We start from the raw sequence: 16,234 nt of genomic DNA on the forward strand, positions 1-16,234 counted from the left end.
TACTCCCAATGGCTAAACAGCTCGTATTTGATGAAGTCGCCCGCCGCAGCCTTGAGCGTGGCGTGAACGCCGTCGCCAACGCCGTCAAAGTGACCCTTGGCCCCCGTGGCCGCAACGTGGTCATCGAGAAGAAGTTCGGCAGCCCCACGATCACCAAGGACGGCGTCACCGTCGCCAAGGAAATCGAGCTGGAAGACAAGCTGGAGAACATCGGCGCGCAGTTGCTGAAGGAAGTCGCCAGCAAGACCAACGACATCACCGGGGACGGCACCACCACCGCCACCGTGCTGGGCCAGGCCATCGTCAAGGAAGGTCTGCGGAACGTGGCTGCCGGTGCCAACCCCCTCGCCCTGAAGCGCGGCATCGACAAGGCCGTCTTGGTCGCCATCGAGGAAATCAAGAAGCTGGCCGTGCCGGTTGAAGACTCCGACGCCATCAAGAAAGTCGCGGGCATCAGCGCCAACGACGATCAGGTCGGCGAGGAAATTGCCTCCGCGATGGACAAGGTGGGCAAGGAAGGCGTCATCACCATTGAAGAAAGCAAGGGCTTTGACACCGAAGTGGACGTGGTGGAAGGGATGCAGTTCGACAAGGGCTTCATCAACCCCTACTTCGTGACCAACCCCGAGAAGATGGAAGCCGTGCTGGAAGACGCCTACATCCTGATCGTCGAGAAGAAGATCAGCAACCTCAAAGACCTGCTGCCCGTGCTGGAAAAAGTCGTCCAGAGCGGACGCCCCCTGTTGATCATTGCCGAAGACGTGGAAGGCGAAGCCCTGGCGACGCTGGTGGTCAACAAGCTGCGCGGCACGCTGAACATCGCCGCCGTCAAGGCCCCCGGCTTCGGGGACCGCCGCAAAGAAATGCTGCGCGACATTGCCGCCGTCACGGGCGGCCAGGTTGTGTCCGAGGACCTGGGCCATAAGCTAGAAAATGTTGGCCTGGACATGCTGGGCAGCGCCACGCGCATCCGCATCACCAAGGACGAAACCACGATTGTGGACGGCAAGGGTGAACAGGCCGAGATTGACGCCCGCGTCAACGCCATCAAGGGCGAACTGGACACCACCGACAGCGACTACGCCAAGGAAAAACTCCAGGAACGTCTGGCGAAGCTGGCGGGCGGCGTGGCCGTGATCCGCGTCGGCGCAGCCACCGAGACCGAACTGAAGGAAAAGAAGCACCGCTACGAGGACGCCCTATCCACCGCCCGCTCGGCGGTTGAGGAAGGCATCGTCGCGGGCGGCGGCACCACGCTGCTGCGCATCATTCCCGCCGTCCGCAAGGCCGCTGAGAGCCTGATGGGCGACGAGGCTACCGGAGCGCGCATCCTGATCCGCGCCCTGGAAGAACCCGCCCGCCAGATCGCCGTGAACGCGGGCGAGGAAGGCAGCGTCATCGTGAACGCCGTGATCAACAGCGACAAGCCCCGCTACGGCTTCAACGCCGCGACGGGCGAGTACGTGGACGACATGGTGGCCGCCGGGATCGTCGATCCTGCCAAGGTGACGCGCACTGCGCTCCAGAACGCCGCCAGCATCGGCGCGCTGATTCTGACCACCGAAGCGATTGTCTCCGATAAGCCTGAAAAGCCCCAGGGTCAGCCCCAGGGCGGTATGGGCGGCGGCGACATGGGCGGGATGGACTTCTAGTCAGAGCAAGATTGATGGTTGACCGTTTATGGATGATGGCCAACCGCAAGAAAAGAGGCCGGGGCGTGATGCTCCGGCTCTTTTTTGATCCTGTTTGTAAATCGGCCGGTTTGCTAAACTCCGACTATGCCTGCCCAACCCCTAGCAGAAGTGTTTGGTTTTCCTGCCGAAAATCTGTCAGAAGAAGCGCAGAGATACCGTCGCCTGCGCCTTTGCCCATTCAACAACAAGGTTCCCAACTGCACAAAGGATAAGGCCCAGGACCCATTGGGGGTTTGCAGCGTCCATGACAGCAGTGGCCTTGCTATCACCTGCCCTGTTCGGTTCCGACAGGATTGGCTGATTGCAGAGGACGCCGCTGAATTTTTCTTTCCCACTGGAACGCGCTGGACCTCATTGACTGAGGTGCGTCTGACCGATGCCACAGGCCAGTCTGCTGGGAACATAGACGTGGTGTTGGTCGCTTACGACGAAGCCGGACAAATCACAGATTTTGGCGCTCTGGAAGTGCAGGCCGTGTACATCAGTGGTAATGTCCGGCGGCCTTTTGAGGCGTACATGCGTGATCCAACAGAGTTCTTGAGCCACCTGCCGTCTGCCAGAGATGCACCCAGAGCCGATTATCTCAGTTCGTCGCGTAAGCGGCTGGCTCCACAACTGATTTACAAGGGCGGCATTTTGCACGAATGGTGCAAACGGTCAGCCGTCGCCCTTCACACAGCCTTTTTCAATACGCTACCCCCACTACCTGAAGTTCCTGCCGAAGAAGCGGAGATGGCGTGGTTTCTCTACGATGTTCAGGATGACGGCGCTCAGCATCGGCTCAGGCGGGCGCGGACGGTGTACACCGCTTTTGATGATGCGTTGCTGGCAATTACCCGTTCAACAGCGGGGCCGATGCCTGATTTCGTGCAGAAGTTGCAGGGCAAACTGGACGAGAAACTGAACAGTGCGCCTATTGCTCCCACCATTGCCGGGGAATTGGAGCTATGACCACGGCCCCTACACTTTTCCCAGGAATTGCGGCTGGAGTCAACGTTTCCACCGTGCCGCAGCGCTCTCCGTTCCGTTACCCCGGCGGCAAAACCTGGTTTGTTCCTCATCTGCGCGCCTGGCTGGAGAGTTTGCCAGGACGCCCCAGACTCTTTCTAGAGCCTTTTGCCGGGGGAGGCATCTGCGCCTGCACCGTGCTGGTCGAAGGACTGGCCAATCACGTTCAGATCGTGGAATTAGACGAGGATGTGTTCAGCGTCTGGCAGACCATTTTCAGCCAGGACGCCCCACTTCTTGCACAACGACTCACTGCCTTCGTTATGGACGAGGGGACGGTCAATGGAGCGTTGAGTCAGGCTCCTACTTCAACGCTGGAACGAGCAGTTCAGACCATCTTACGAAACCGGGTCAACCGGGGCGGCATCCTCGCGCCGGGTGCCGGGCGACTGAAAGCGGGCGAAAATGGGCGCGGCCTGCTGAGCCGCTGGTATCCAGAAACGCTGGCGCGGCGAATCCTGGAACTGTACAGACACCGTAACAGGGTGACGGTTATTCATGGCGATGGTCTGGCAGCCCTGGAAAAATACAAGGACGATTCGCAGACGGCCAGTTTTATTGATCCGCCTTATACCGCTGGCGGCAAGCGTGCGGGCAGCCGCCTTTACGCGCACTGGGACATTGACCATGCGGAGCTGTTTGAACTGACTGCCGCACAACAAGGATCAATTTTAATGACCTACAACGACGCCCCCGAAGTGCGGCTCTTGGCCGATGCCCACGCCTTGAATTACCGATCAATCGCCATGAAGAACACTCACCACGCCGAGCTGACGGAACTGGTGATCGGGCATGATCTGGACTGGCTATAAATCTTGGAGTTTTACAACCGCCCCACCGCACCCGTCAGATTCCACCGCGCCTGCTGCTCCAGTCCTGTAAATTCCGGTGTCGTGTAAATCTGCCCACGGTCCAGAAAACCGCGCAACACTTTCTTGCGGCCCACCCGGTACAGCAGTGCGGGAACATGCGAGTATTCCCGCCGGATGGCAGCGTCATAGGCAGCGAAGTCGGCGGCAGGTGCCCCCAGAATTACCAGATCGGCGTCCACCAGTAATGCTTCGGCGCGGGTAGCGGGCGGCGCATTGTGCTTCGTTGCCAGAATCAGCGCCCGGATTTCCCCCCGCAGGTCTGCTGAAGCGTTCTGAGACACCAGCCAGCCATCAAAGACCTCCGCGCTGCGTTCTTCGTTGTCGCCCGCCCTGGCGTCATAGATCAGATCATGGCCCCACACCGCCAGGGCCAGCGCTGGGGTCAGCACGCCGCGCGAGTCTAGGGCGTCGAGCATGGCGCGGACGTGGGCGGCGTTGTGGTAAAAACGCTCCACCCCTGCGTAATGGGGAAGGGCGAACGCCTCGGCCTCTGCCAGCAAGTCCGGCTCAGCCGTCCCGTTCAGCCGTAGCGGGCCGCCAGTGCCGCACCGATCACTCCCGCGTCCGGCCCAAGCTGCGCGCGGCGAATGGTGACGGGCGCAAAGCCCTGGGCGTACTCGTCGGCTGCTGCCTGCACGCCGTGGAAGAAGTAATCGCCCACGCTGGCAACGCCGCCGCCGATCACGAAGACCTCGGGGTCAATGATTTTCTGAAGGTCCGCCAGCGCCACGCCAATGTGCTTCATGGCCTGCGCGATCACGCGCCGCACACCGGGATGGCCCTGCTGCGCCAGCATGAACGCCTCGGCGGTGCTCACGTCGCGGTTCAGGGCGTAGCTGGCGTCGCGGGCAATCGCGGTGCCACTGGCGACGGCCTCCAGCGCGCCATCCAGCCCCGCGCCGCTGACCGGGCCGCCGGGCATCACCGTGATGTGGCCCAGTTCTCCCGCCACGCCATGCCGCCCACGCCAGATGCGCCCGTTCAGCACGATGCCCGCGCCGATGCCAGTGCTGACGGTCACGTAGATGCTGCTCTCGGTGCCGCGCGCGGCTCCCAGGTACGCCTCGGCCAGGGCGGCGGCCTTGGCGTCGTTTTCCAGCACGATGCGCTGCGACAGGCGTTCCAGCAGACCGTCCACCATCGGCACGTCGTTGAAGCCGTAGATGTTGGGGGCAAACTTGACGCGGGTGCGGTCGCTGTTGAGCGGCCCCGGAATACCCACGCCGATCAGGCGGGCGTCGGGGTGCTTGCGCTGCAACTCCGCGATCTGCGCGGCGATGGCGTCCAGCACCGCCTCCCAGCCGGTCTCGGGGGTGGGCTGGACGTGGCGGTCCTGCAACTCGTCGCCGCGCAGCACGCCGGTGGCGATCTTGGTGCCGCCGACATCCACACCGATGCTGACTTGTTCGGGAAGGGGGAACGTGGTCATGGGAACTCCTGAAGAGGGGGCGCAGGGGAAAGTGGCTTAATTCATCACTCTATCCCGTCCCGCTCAGCTCCCTGTTTCTCCCCCGGCCTCTTCCGGCTCGAAGCCCAGCAACTCCAGCGCCTCGGCCAGTTGCACCTGTGGCACGTACAGGCCCACGTCGCCCAGGTAACCGCCCGTTTCAATCTCGATGACCGGAGACACCATCACCCACTGGAAGGGCGTGCGGACCACGCTGACCACGCCGCCCGCCGACAGGACGCGCCGCCAGCTCTCGGCCAGCAGGCGCGGCAGGGTCTCCACGCGGACCCAGGGATCGCCCTGGTACAGCACGCGCTCCTGGTACTGGTTGTTGCGGGAGGGACCGCTCATGGGGTTTCGTCCAGACGGGCCAGCAGCGGCCTGACCAGTTCGTGGAAGCGCCCCGGCAGAGCTTCGGGGATATGCTCGGCGTTCACGCGCACCTGCACCGAGCGGGCAAAGGCGCAGGGCACGTTGTCGGCCACGAAGCGGGCGGCCACGGTCCAACTGCTCCGTCCCACCCGCTCCACCAGCGACTCGATGAACACGGCCTGCCCCAGCCGGATCTCGCGCACGTAATCCAGTTCCAGGCGGGCCAGCATGGAATGGTCATCGTCACCCTGGATGCCCGTCGCCGCCGACATGTCCATGCGCGCCACCTCCAGAAACTCGGCGTAACGGGCGTTGTTGACATGGCCCATCGCGTCCACGTCGGCAAAACGGAGCTGAATGTCGGTGCGGTGCGCCTCATGCCAGTTCAGGGCTGGAATGCGCCCACCAGACAGGGCCGGGGAGGTTGGGGCGGGAGAGGGCGGAACAGTCATGCCTCCCAGTCTAGCGGGCTGTGTGGACGGCCCCCCTGCGCCCCGTTCCAGAGCACCGCTGGCAGCACACTCCTGGGGAGCGGGCGCTATGCTGGGGCCGCATGACCGACGCGCCGCCCCCCCCACCCCCACCGCAGCGCCGGGCGTGGTGGCGGCAGCTCAGCTACCGGCGGCTGGCCCGCCTGCCTCTGACCATGATGCTGGCCAGCCTGCTGGCGGGGCTGGGCATCGTGCAGCTCAGCTTTCAACTGATCAACACCGCTTACCGCAGCGTGTCCTGGAGTCACCAGACCGGGAAGGCCCAGGTCCGCATCCAGGGCCTGGAGCGCGACGTGCAGGTCTTGCAGGACGCCGAGGCCAGCGCCAACACCCCCGAATATCTGCGGGAACTCGCCCGCTGTCAGGGTTTTGTGGGCGTTGACGAACGCATCGTCGTCAGCCCGGACGCCCCCGAAAGTCCCGGCGAGAACTGCAAGGCGCTGCGGCTGCCGTAGGAATGGAGAGTCAAGCTGAGGCTTCGCCCGTCTTTTTTCACACCCGACAACCCACAGCCCACCACCCTTAAAACACCCGGTCAAGTATCAGCTTTTCCGGCTCCGGGGCCACTTCTGCGGTGCCCAGACCCCCGGTCAGGAGGCGCTGGGCCACGTCCAGGCCGCGTCCATTCCGGTGGTACAGGCGCAGCACCACCTCGCCCGCCGTCACGGCCTCGCCCGGCTTCCTGATCAGTTCCACACCGACGCCGTGATCGATGGCCTCGCCCTTGCGTTCGCGTCCGCCGCCCAGGGCCAGCACCGCGCGGCCCACGTTCAGGGCGTCGATGCGGTCCACGAACCCGGCAGCGGGCGCAATGACCTCGGCGCGTCCGGGGGCCACATCGAGCAGTGAGGGGTCATCCACCAGCGCCGGATCGCCGCCCTGCGCCTCCACGAAGGCGCGGAACCTCGCCAGGGCCGTGCCGTCGTGCAAGGTGGCGCGGGCACGGGCCTCGGCTGCCGCCTCTTCCTCGCCGTGGGCGGCCAGGGCCTCCACTGCCAGCGCCACGCACAGCTCGGTCAGGTCCTGCGGCCCCTCGCCGCGCAGGGTGGCCAGGGCCTCCTGCACCTCCAGGCTGTTGCCCGCCAGATGGCCCAGCGGGGTGTCCATATCGGTCAGCACGGCGCGCACCTGCCGCCCGGCGTGGGTGCCGATGTCCACCATCGCGCGGGCCAGTGCGCGGCCATCCTCCAGCGTTTTCATAAACGCCCCGGCCCCCACCTTCACATCCAGCACCACCGTGTGCGCCCCGGAGGCCAGTTTCTTGCTCATGATCGAGCTGGCGATCAGCGGCAGGCAGTCCACCGTGGCCGTCACGTCGCGCAGGGCGTACAGCTTGCCGTCAGCGGGGGCCAGGTCTCTACTCTGCCCCACCAGCGCCAGCCCGATGTCGTGCGCCTGCTTGATAAACCGCTCCTCCGACAGTTCGGAGGTCCAGCCCGGAAAGCTTTCGAGCTTGTCGATGGTGCCGCCCGTGTGCGCCAGACCGCGTCCGCTCATCTTGGCCACCGTCAGGCCCAGCGCGGCCAGCATCGGGGTCAGGATCAGGCTGGTCTTGTCGCCCACGCCCCCGGTGCTGTGCTTGTCCACCGTGCGCGGCAGGTCTCCCAGGTCCATCTGGTCGCCGCTCCCGGCCATCACCAGCGTCAGGTCCGCCGTTTCCTGCGCGGTCATGCCCTTCAGGTATACGGCCATCAGCCACGCGCTGATCTGGTAGTCGGGCACCTCGCCGCGCGTGTAGCCGCCGATCAGAGCCTGTAGCTCGGCGCGGGAATGCTGGCCGCCGTCGCGCTTCTTGCGGATCAGGTCTGGGACGTTAAAAGAGTCAGGGAAAGTCATGGGGCAGTTTAACTGCTGGCTTCAGCGTCCCCACTTTTCCAGCCCACTTTCGCGTGGGTTCCGTCACAGAAGGGTTTGTTGCTGCTGGCCCCGCAACGACACAGTGCGGCGCGCACCTCCCGAACTTCACCTCTGGGGGTCTGGATGCTCAGGTTGCCCGATACGGCCAGCGGCCCGTCCGGGATGAGATGGAAGGTGGTGGGAATGGCGGGCGTTTCGGCCTCTCCAGCCTCCAGAGCGTAATGCAGCGCTCCGGTGGGACAGGTGCGGACCACTGCCGCCACGCGCTCGGCGCTGCCTTGCCACGGCTGAATCCAGGGGCGCTGGGCGGTATCGAAGACCTGCGGCAGCCCGCGAATACAGTTGGCGACATGCACGCAACGCCGGGCGTCGTAGTAAACGGTGATGCCGGGCGCGGTGTACGCCTTGCCCTGCGCCAGGTCGGTGGGGGCCAGTTCTTCAGGGGTATGAGAAGGCTGGGTCATGGGTCAGCCTACTCCCCGGCCCGGCGCAAAGCGTCGAAACCCAGTTCCTCCAGACCCGGAGACAGCGTGCTGTCCTCTTCGGCATAGACCCCATTCAGCCGCGCCGTGACCCCCATCGCCCCGCACCGCGCCCCCAGTCGCCCGAACACGGCCAGCAACTCCGGCGGCCCGTCCACCCGAAAATCGCAGTCCAGGCCCAGAAGGAAGGCGGCAAAACTGCCCAGATCGTCGCGCGTGCAGCGCAGCCGGGTGCCGCCTGCCTCGGCGCTGACCTGGGTAAACCAGACCGACACCCGGCCCTGCAAGGTCTCCGGCAGGGCGTCCAGCCACACGCTGATGGGAGCGGCGGCGGCCCCCGGCGGCAGCGTGGAGCGCAGGTAGGCCAGCGCGTCGAAGTCGGGTGGCGCGGCGAACTTGTCGTTCAGCACGCACAGTTCGGCCATACGGTCCAGCCGGAACGAGCGCAGGGCGTCGCGCAGATGGCAGCGGCCCACCGCGTACCAGCGCCCGTCCAGGTGCAGGGCGCGGTACACGTCCACCCGGCGCGTTATGGGCCTGGACTGGGGCGAGGCGTACCGGAATTCCACCGTCTGCGCGGCGTGAACAGCGCCCAGTAGTTTGGAGAGCAGCGCCGCGTCGGTGGACACCACCCACGGCGAACAGTCCAGTTGCACCGCGCCTTCCAGCGCCTCCACCGTCTCCCGCAGGGCATGCGGCAGCGTGCGGGCCAGTTTGGCACCCGCCGCATGTGCCGCCGGGGCCAGTGCGCCCAGTCCCAGCAGGTGCAGCGCCCGCAACCCCAGCGCCAGGCTCAGGGCTTCCTCGCCCGTGAACATCAGCGGCGGCAACCGGAAGCCGGGTTTCAGGCAGTACGCCCCGCCCACGCCGCGCCGTCCCTCTACCGGAATGCCCAGATCTTGCAGGCGCGCGATGTAGCGCTGCACCGTGCGCGGGCTGACCTCCAACACGCGGGCCAGCTCCGCGCCGGTCACGCTCTCGCGGGCCTGAAGCAGTTCCAGCACGGTCAGCACCCGCATGGAGGGGTCATACATCTTGGTAGTCTGCCACACAAAGACGACAGATCCTGACGGGAATCGGGGTTACGCTGTAGGCGGAGGTCAAGATGTCGAATACGTCCGCAGTTGAAGTGTCCGCTCCAGTATCGGCCCCGCCCGTGATCGTCTCGCCCGCCCAGTTTCTGGCTTACTGGCAGGGCAACCGCCGATTGACCCGGCGAGTGACCCTGGCTTTTCCAGAGGACCAGTTGTTCAGCTTCAGCGTGGGCGGAATGCGCCCCTTCGGCGTGCTGGCCTGGGAAATCCATCAGGTCAGCGAATTGACACTGACGGGATTGCTGACCGGCCAGTGGCCCATGCCCGAGTGGCGAAACGGCGTCTCGCAGGACCGGGCCGAGCTACTGGATGCCTGGGACGAACTGACGGCCCGCATAGCGGCTGAATTGCCGAAAGTGGACCCGGCCTTCTTCCCGCGTATGCACACCCTGCCGTGGGGCGAGATGAGCGGCTGGGCCGCCGCGATCTATAACATCGACAACGAGATTCATCACCGGAGTCAGGGCTACGTGTACCTGCGGGCACTGGGCACCGAGCCGCCCGCCTTTCCCACCTACATGGGGCCATGAGCGAGACCGCCACAGGAACTTTTACCGTGGGGCCGCGCGCCGATGCCCCCGCCCGGGCTGTTCCCGAGATCGGGCGGCGGCTGCTGGACAAACAGTGGAGCGGCGATCTGGCCGGGCAGAGCGTGGTGGAGATGCTGACTTTCATGACGCCCGTGGAGGGTTCGGCGGTCTACGTGGCCATCGAAATCGTCCAGGCCACGCTGAATGGCAAGCAGGGTCGTTTCGCCTTCTTCCACGCGGGCGTCAGCGAACGCGGCAGCCAGAGCCTGACCTACCGGGTGGTTCCCGATTCCGGCAGCGGGGAACTGGTGGGCCTGAGCGGGGAGCTACGGCTGGAGATCGTGGAGGGCGTTCATCACTACAGCTTGCACTACGTTCTTCCGAACTACACACTCTTTTCCCAGTGAGAGGTCACCATGACCCAACCCTGCCCCATTCGCCTGACCCCGGCGGCCCGCGAGAGGATGGAGGCGCTGAACGAGATGAGGTTGGACGCCCGCAGCCGTTCAACATCTGCTCGCCTCCTCGTTCTGAACATCCCGAAAACGCCACCCCATCTGAACGACGGGCCGATGCCCTGGCCCCTTGCTCTTCAACTTCCATGACACACTCTGCGGTGACCCATGCCCCTCAATCTTGAGTTCAGTGGCCCGCTCTGGCACTGGCGCGGCCCCGCCCCGTTCTACTTCGTGACCATCCCAGCCGAGCAGGCCCAGCAGATCAAGGCCGCCGCCCGCTTCGTCAGCTACGGCTGGGGCATGATCCCGGTGCGGGTCAAACTGGGTGAGACCGAATGGAAGACCTCGCTGTTTCCCAAGGATGAGCAGTACATTCTGCCCATCAAAATGGTGGCCAGAAAGGCCGAGAACATCGAGCAAGGTGGCGTGGTGAGCGTGCAAATGCGAGTGGGTTGATGACCCGCACAAAGGAGAATCCATGACCGATCTGACTCTGCTCCACGAATCCTTCCGCCGCAACGGGCGCGTCAATGCCTTCCTGCTGGAGGCCGTTACGGAGGCCGATCTGGACCGGTCTGACGGTCAGGGGGGCTGGACCGTGGACCGACACCTGCGGCACATGGCGGGCTTCCGCGTCGGCTGGCTGTGGAACCTGTCGCGCGTCCACGCCGAGCCACTGCTCGATCTCACCCGGAAAGACGAGGATGGTGATCCCATGTGGCGCTGGCACAACAGCCCGCCGGGTGAACTGGCCGCTGCCTTCAAGTCTGGCGACGATGCCGCGCTGGATGCCGTTCAGGCCGCGCTGGATGAGAACCGTACCTTTGAAGACCCGCATGGGGAAGGGGCCTACGCCTCCAACCCGGCCCACTTCCTGCAACACACCATCGTCCATGACAGCCACCACCGGGGACAGATCATGGCGCTGCTGCGATTGGGCGGACGCACGGCACAGGACATGGACGCGCTGGACAACCACTGGGCGATCTGGAGGGAATGATGAAAATTGCCGAACTGTATAACTACCTTGTACGCGCCCGCCGCGACCTGTGGGCCACGCTGGAAAGCGTACCGGACGAGGTCTTATCGCGTCCCATGCTGGACGGCGACCGGATGCACAGCATCAAAGATCTGATTGCCCACACGGCGGGTGTGGAGGACGGCTGGCTGCACTACACGATTCTGCAAGACACGCCTGTAGAGGAAGGGTTTTCCGCGCTGAAAGCCGCCGGGAGCGGCCCGGCCTACGCCCCATTCCCACTTTCAGACCTGCTGGACTACTGGCGCGCGGTAGAGCAAAGCACCCTGACCTACCTCGCCACCCTGAGCGACGCCGATCTAGAAAAGGTTATTGAGGATTCGCCGGAAGAACACTTCAAACTGGATGGCCTGCTGTGGCACGTCATGTTGCACGAGGTCCGGCACACCGCGCAGATCGCCGCGCTGCTGCGGACACAGGGCATCGGGCCGCCGTCAATGGACCTGCTGTTCTATCTGCCGAATCTCAAAACGTAGGCGAGCACGAAAAACCCCCGCGTCTCGGCGGGGGCTGTTTGTTCCATCAGTTGAAAGGTGAGGCTCAGGCCGTGGTCTGCGGCATCGGCATCTGCGGGCTGGCAATCTTGGCCACCGCGTCGCGCACCACGTCGCCGGTGATCAGTTCCTGGGTCAGCAGCGCCTCGGCCACCTCGTGCATGGCGGCCTTGTACTCCACCACCAGGTCGCGGGCGCGGTCAAAAGCGTGGTTTAGGATGCGCTTCACGTCCTCGTCTACCAGTTGGCTGGTGTGTTCGCTGAACGCTTTGGGGCGGGCCATGTCCTCGCCCAGGAAGACCGGGCCGGAATCGCTGCTCAGGGCCATGTTCTTGAAGTTCTCGCCCATGCCCCACTCCAGCACCATCTTGCGGGCGATGTTGCTGGCTTTGCGGAAGTCGTCGGCTGCGCCGCTGGTCACGCTGCCCATGAAGACTTCCTCGGCGGCGCGGCCTCCCAGCGCCACCACCAGTTGGTTTTCCAGGCGTTCCTTGCTCATCAGCACCTGTTCTTCCGGCAGATAGAAGGCTGCGCCCAGGGCACGCCCACGCGGGATGATGCTGACCTTCTGGAGCTTGTCGCTACCGGGAATCACGGCTGCCGTGACGGCGTGTCCGGCCTCGTGGTAGGCGATGGCCTTCTTTTCCTCGGGGCTAACAGTCAGGGAGCTATTTTCCAGACCCAGGGTGATCTTGTCCAGCGCGCGGTAGAAGTCGCTCATGTCGATCTGGGTCTTGCTCAGGCGGGCGGCTTCCAGGGCGGCCTCGTTGGTGATGTTCTTGAGGTCCGCGCCGCTGAAGTACGGCGTGCTCTTGGCGACCTCATTCACGTCCACACCGTCAGCAATAGGCTTGTTGCGCAGGTGGACCTTGAGAATCGCCTCGCGCTCCTTCATGGTGGGCAGGTCAATCGTCACCTGACGGTCAAAGCGGCCAGGCCGCAGCAGCGCCGAGTCCAGCACGTCCGGGCGGTTGGTCGCGCCCAGCACGATCACGTTGCTGGACTTGTCGAAACCGTCCATCTCGGAGAGGATCTGGTTGAGGGTCTGTTCGCGCTCGTCGTGACCGCCGCCGATGCCCGCGCCGCGCTTGCGGCCAATCGAGTCGATCTCGTCGATGAACATGATTGCGGGCGCACTCTTGCGGGCGTCCTCGAACAGGGCGCGCACGCGGCTCGCGCCGACGCCGACAAACATTTCCATGAACTCAGAGGCACTGACCGAGAAGAACGGCACGTCCGCTTCCCCGGCAATCGCGCGGGCCAGCAGGGTCTTACCGGTGCCGGGAGGGCCGACCAGCAGCACGCCCTTGGGAATTTCCGCGCCGATCTGGTGGTACTTGCCGGGGTTCTTCAGGAAATCGACGACCTCGATCAGTTCCTTCTTGGCTTCCTCGTGACCGGCCACGTCGGTGAACTTGGTCTGCACACGGTTTTCCTTGCCGTACTTCTTGGCCTTGCTCTGCCCGAACTGCATCACGCCGTTCTGGCCGCCCTGGGCGCGCATAAAGAAGAAGTACATCAAGCCGATCAGCAAGATGATGGGCAGGAAGTTCAGCAGGATGCCGAGCCACTGGCTGGGGGCCTCGAAGCGGTAATCGACCTTCTGGGTTTCCAGCTCGGTGATCAGGCTGCTGTCGGGAACGGCCAGACTGCTGGGCAGCCGCACAGTGAAGCCCGGCACCGTTTTGGTCTGTGGCTGCTGGCCCGGATTGGTGGCCAGCTTGACCTCGGTGGGCGCTTTGAGGACCACGCTGGCGTTGTTCTCGCGCACCACGACCTGAGAGACGCTGCCCTGGTCCAGCAGGGTCTTGAATTCGTTGTAGTTGACATTGACCCGTCCGTTGGGCGTCTGAGAAAACATTAAAAACAGTGCCAGGACGAATAATACGATCAGCCAGGGATTAAGCCGCCTCAAGAACGTTCCTCCAGGGGGAAAGTGGGAAAATGGGGCGCAATTCGCCCCTTCTAGACTTGAGTGTACCAGACTCAAGGTGTATGAAATTGTCCCGCATTACAACTGGGGTTTGGGGGCTACCTTTAGCGTTCCGAAAGGTTGCCGCACACCTTGAAAAGCTGGGCCGTCGGCCTTTGCCGGGGCGCAGCGGCCCGCACACGGTCAACCCTCTAAAGGATGGACTATCCTGACGGGGAATGATTGATGCGGATACCACCTGGCAACAGGCTTGCACGGCCCTGGCGGGGGGCGACTACGAGACGGCCTTTGGAGTACTGGATTCGGCACTGGACGAGGCCATGCCACCTGAGAAGGGGCCGGGCAAGGCCGCACGGCCCACGGCGGCGCGCATCTGCCTGTATCTGGGCAGCCTGCACGCGCTGTACGGCGACGCGGCCACCGAGCAACTGAAAACGGCACTGACCGAGGCGCAGACGTTGGACCTGGCCACCCGCGAGCAGCCGCTGTATCTGGCCCTGAGCGCCGAACTCGACGCCCGCACGCGTGGCCCGGACGCCGCCCCACCTGCCGGGGCCGTGCGCGAGGCCGCCGACGCCGTGGTCCGTTTTCATGCGCTGTGTGCGCTGGCGCTGGCCGAGCAGCCGCAGGCGGCACTGGACCTTCACCTGGCGGCGGACGAGCTGCCCACGCACCTGCGCTGGCGCTTGCGCTCGTGGCAGGCCGACTGTCAGGAGCAACTGGGCCACACGGCGGACGCTGTTCACCTGTACGCCGAGGCCGCGCACCTGGCAGGCGGGCTGGACCGCGCGGTGATGTTGCAGGAGCAGGCGGCGCTGCTGATCCAGGACGGTCAGGCCGAGGAGGCCAAGAAGGTGCTGGACAGCGCGCGGCTGCTGTACGGCAGCAAACAGGCCCCGCAGATCAATGCCAATCAGGCCGAGGACGAGGGACTGAATCTGGCCACCTGGCATTACCTGCGCGCCCAGGCGCTGCTCCAGATGGGCCAGCCGGATCCCGCCTTCGAGATGATCCGCGAGGCAGACCGGCTGGAGCGGCAGCACGGGACGCCCGGCTATGTAGTGGCGCTGCTGCGCGGCCAGATTCTCAGCCACCTGGGACAGCAGGAACCCGCCATCGCCGCCTTCGAGGCCGCCCTGACCCTGGCCGAGGACGGGGACCGCCCCTACGCCAACCACGAGCTGGGCGTGGCCCTGCTGGACATGGACCGCCCGGTGGAGGCCCGCGACCGGCTGGAAGCCGTGTTGAACGAGGCCGATTACCCCTACCAGCCTGAGGTGCTGGCCGATATCGCCGAGTGCGACTACCGCCTGGGCCGCATGCCCGAGGCCCAACTGGCAGCCGAGCAGGCGCTGGCGCAGGGCGCGGTGATTCCCGCCAGCCTGGTGCTGGGCAGCGTGGCGCTGGATTACTTCCAACTGGACGACGCCCTGGAACACTACGAGCGCGTGGTGCGCGAGGCCGCCCCTGACAGCCGCGACTGGATCACTGGCCACCAGATGGCCGCCGACGTGATGGCCCAGCAGGGCTTCCCCAACCCCGCCGCCGCCGTCGCCCACGCGCAGCAGGCGCTGGCCCACACCCCCGAGAGCGACGACTGGCACGGGACCCTGCAAGACCTGCTGATCAAGGCACAGGGGCTGCTGGGGCCGCAGGACGGACGGATGCTGAATTAGATCACTTTTCAAAAGAATTATGGGATTTTGGCCGAACGGAGTAAGTGCATCTCCCCGATGCTTCCATTCGGACAAATCCTCTAACGCAATGCGTATCAGTCGGCGTTCCTCAAGCTGGGCGCGGGAATACCGTGGGTCGCCCGGACTTGCCGTCCACTCCTTCCACATTAGGCAGGGACGTTCTGCATCTCCACCCGCGTTACCCTCTGTCCATGACCCAGCCCCACAGCTTCTCTGCCCTCAAGGAATGGGACGCCCAGTGCCAGCTTCTGACCACTGGCCGCGTGTCGTTGCTGCTCCGCAAGGGCGGCATCATGGAAACGCACGACGGGTTTGAAGTCGAGCACCGCCGCTTTTTGCTGTATCCCACCTTCCTGCATCAGAACGCCGCCGAGTTGCAACCCCAGTACCTGCCGCTGCTGCGCCCGGACCCCGCCCCCGGCCAGATTGTGCTGCCCGCGCTGGCCGAGGTGCTGGCCGTGCAGAAGGTAGAGTCTCTGGCGGCGGCGCTGCGCCTGGAACCCCTGCAAGCGCTGAATGCCGGGGCCATTGAGCGGCGGTTTCATTACCGCAACCGCCCCTGGATTCACGCCCTGCTGCTGCGGGTGTGTCCGCTGAACGCGCCGCTGGTTGTGACCGAAACGCCGGACCTGCTGGGCTGCGTCAGTTGGGTGCCGCTGGGAGACGTGAAGGTGGAAGTGGGAGAGGCGGCGCTGGCCACATCGGAACTGGCAGCGCGGCGCAAAGAACTCGAACGGACGCTGGAGACATGAAAAAAGGGAGGCGC

Annotated in this window: 20 protein-coding genes; 12 read left to right on the plus strand and 8 right to left on the minus strand. The window is 64.7% G+C overall.

Features of this window, described 5'->3' with window-relative positions; genetic code table 11:
* The first annotated feature begins 8 nt into the window (after positions 1–8).
* From groL to Q322_RS0108125, 3 genes are all read left to right on the plus strand, one after another.
* The gene (gene groL / locus Q322_RS0108115) at positions 9–1,652 is read left to right on the plus strand and encodes a chaperonin GroEL (RefSeq protein WP_029477384.1); all 1,644 of its coding nucleotides are present in this window, start codon (positions 9–11) and stop codon (positions 1,650–1,652) included.
* 126 nt (positions 1,653–1,778) lie between these two features.
* The gene (locus Q322_RS0108120) at positions 1,779–2,645 is read left to right on the plus strand and encodes a NotI family restriction endonuclease (protein WP_029477385.1); all 867 of its coding nucleotides are present in this window, start codon (positions 1,779–1,781) and stop codon (positions 2,643–2,645) included.
* Complete coding sequence (locus Q322_RS0108125) at positions 2,642–3,514, plus strand: DNA adenine methylase (RefSeq protein WP_029477386.1); 873 nt, start codon at positions 2,642–2,644, stop codon at positions 3,512–3,514. The genes Q322_RS0108120 and Q322_RS0108125 overlap by 4 nt, the downstream gene beginning before the upstream one ends.
* 11 nt (positions 3,515–3,525) lie before the next feature.
* On the opposite strand, the gene Q322_RS0108130 is transcribed toward Q322_RS0108125, so the two are convergent.
* The 4 genes from Q322_RS0108130 to Q322_RS0108145 form a co-directional block, all read right to left on the minus strand.
* Positions 3,526–4,074 carry an HD domain-containing protein gene (locus Q322_RS0108130; RefSeq protein WP_245593181.1) on the minus strand — a complete coding sequence of 183 codons (549 nt, stop codon included), beginning with the start codon at positions 4,072–4,074 and terminating at the stop codon, positions 3,526–3,528.
* A 20-nt stretch (positions 4,075–4,094) separates the two neighbouring features.
* A complete protein-coding gene (locus tag Q322_RS0108135) occupies positions 4,095–5,003 on the minus strand; it encodes an ROK family protein (RefSeq protein WP_029477388.1) in 909 nt (302 codons plus the stop codon).
* A 63-nt stretch (positions 5,004–5,066) separates the two neighbouring features.
* Positions 5,067–5,372: a hypothetical protein gene (locus Q322_RS0108140; protein ID WP_029477389.1), complete on the minus strand. Its 306-nt coding sequence runs from the start codon at positions 5,370–5,372 to the stop codon at positions 5,067–5,069.
* Positions 5,369–5,845: an acyl-CoA thioesterase gene (locus Q322_RS0108145; protein WP_034418023.1), complete on the minus strand. Its 477-nt coding sequence runs from the start codon at positions 5,843–5,845 to the stop codon at positions 5,369–5,371. Before Q322_RS0108145 ends, Q322_RS0108140 begins: the two co-directional genes overlap by 4 nt.
* Positions 5,846–5,946: 101 nt before the next feature.
* Between Q322_RS0108145 and Q322_RS0108150 the strand changes: the two genes are divergently transcribed.
* A complete protein-coding gene (locus Q322_RS0108150) occupies positions 5,947–6,339 on the plus strand; it encodes a hypothetical protein (RefSeq protein ID WP_029477391.1) in 393 nt (130 codons plus the stop codon).
* A 67-nt stretch (positions 6,340–6,406) separates the two neighbouring features.
* On the opposite strand, the gene Q322_RS0108155 is transcribed toward Q322_RS0108150, so the two are convergent.
* The 3 genes from Q322_RS0108155 to Q322_RS0108165 are packed head-to-tail and all read right to left on the minus strand — an operon-like array spanning position 6,407 to position 9,257.
* Positions 6,407–7,720: a thymidine phosphorylase gene (locus Q322_RS0108155; RefSeq protein WP_029477392.1), complete on the minus strand. Its 1,314-nt coding sequence runs from the start codon at positions 7,718–7,720 to the stop codon at positions 6,407–6,409.
* Between the two features lie 8 nt (positions 7,721–7,728).
* Positions 7,729–8,205 carry a (4Fe-4S)-binding protein gene (locus tag Q322_RS0108160; RefSeq protein WP_029477393.1) on the minus strand — a complete coding sequence of 159 codons (477 nt, stop codon included), beginning with the start codon at positions 8,203–8,205 and terminating at the stop codon, positions 7,729–7,731.
* Between the two features lie 8 nt (positions 8,206–8,213).
* Positions 8,214–9,257: a helix-turn-helix transcriptional regulator gene (locus Q322_RS0108165; RefSeq protein WP_084147877.1), complete on the minus strand. Its 1,044-nt coding sequence runs from the start codon at positions 9,255–9,257 to the stop codon at positions 8,214–8,216.
* 71 nt (positions 9,258–9,328) lie between these two features.
* Between Q322_RS0108165 and Q322_RS0108170 the strand changes: the two genes are divergently transcribed.
* The 6 genes from Q322_RS0108170 to Q322_RS0108190 are packed head-to-tail and all read left to right on the plus strand — an operon-like array spanning position 9,329 to position 11,820.
* The gene (locus Q322_RS0108170; RefSeq protein WP_029477396.1) at positions 9,329–9,847 is read left to right on the plus strand and encodes a DinB family protein; all 519 of its coding nucleotides are present in this window, start codon (positions 9,329–9,331) and stop codon (positions 9,845–9,847) included.
* Positions 9,844–10,254, plus strand: a complete 411-nt coding sequence (locus Q322_RS0108175) for a DUF3224 domain-containing protein (protein ID WP_029477397.1) — start codon at positions 9,844–9,846, stop codon at positions 10,252–10,254. The genes Q322_RS0108170 and Q322_RS0108175 overlap by 4 nt, the downstream gene beginning before the upstream one ends.
* A gap of 9 nt (positions 10,255–10,263) precedes the next feature.
* Positions 10,264–10,452 carry a hypothetical protein gene (locus Q322_RS23205; protein WP_156952950.1) on the plus strand — a complete coding sequence of 63 codons (189 nt, stop codon included), beginning with the start codon at positions 10,264–10,266 and terminating at the stop codon, positions 10,450–10,452.
* Positions 10,453–10,470: 18 nt separating this feature from the next.
* On the plus strand, positions 10,471–10,761 hold the full coding sequence (locus Q322_RS0108180; RefSeq protein ID WP_029477398.1) for a DUF1905 domain-containing protein: 291 nt from the start codon (positions 10,471–10,473) through the stop codon (positions 10,759–10,761).
* 22 nt (positions 10,762–10,783) lie between these two features.
* The gene (locus Q322_RS0108185; RefSeq protein WP_029477399.1) at positions 10,784–11,305 is read left to right on the plus strand and encodes a DinB family protein; all 522 of its coding nucleotides are present in this window, start codon (positions 10,784–10,786) and stop codon (positions 11,303–11,305) included.
* A complete protein-coding gene (locus Q322_RS0108190; protein ID WP_029477400.1) occupies positions 11,305–11,820 on the plus strand; it encodes a DinB family protein in 516 nt (171 codons plus the stop codon). The genes Q322_RS0108185 and Q322_RS0108190 overlap by 1 nt, the downstream gene beginning before the upstream one ends.
* A gap of 64 nt (positions 11,821–11,884) precedes the next feature.
* Here Q322_RS0108190 and ftsH read toward each other — a convergent pair whose 3' ends face one another.
* The gene (ftsH, locus tag Q322_RS0108195) at positions 11,885–13,753 is read right to left on the minus strand and encodes an ATP-dependent zinc metalloprotease FtsH (protein WP_029477402.1); all 1,869 of its coding nucleotides are present in this window, start codon (positions 13,751–13,753) and stop codon (positions 11,885–11,887) included.
* 236 nt (positions 13,754–13,989) lie between these two features.
* Between ftsH and Q322_RS0108200 the strand changes: the two genes are divergently transcribed.
* Positions 13,990–15,447, plus strand: coding sequence for a tetratricopeptide repeat protein (locus Q322_RS0108200; protein WP_029477403.1), 1,458 nt, complete (start codon positions 13,990–13,992; stop codon positions 15,445–15,447).
* A gap of 212 nt (positions 15,448–15,659) precedes the next feature.
* A complete protein-coding gene (locus tag Q322_RS0108205; RefSeq protein ID WP_029477404.1) occupies positions 15,660–16,220 on the plus strand; it encodes a DUF1802 family protein in 561 nt (186 codons plus the stop codon).
* The last annotated feature ends 14 nt before the right edge of the window (positions 16,221–16,234 follow it).

This window comes from Deinococcus frigens DSM 12807, from assembly GCF_000701425.1.
Lineage (GTDB): Bacteria > Deinococcota > Deinococci > Deinococcales > Deinococcaceae > Deinococcus > Deinococcus frigens.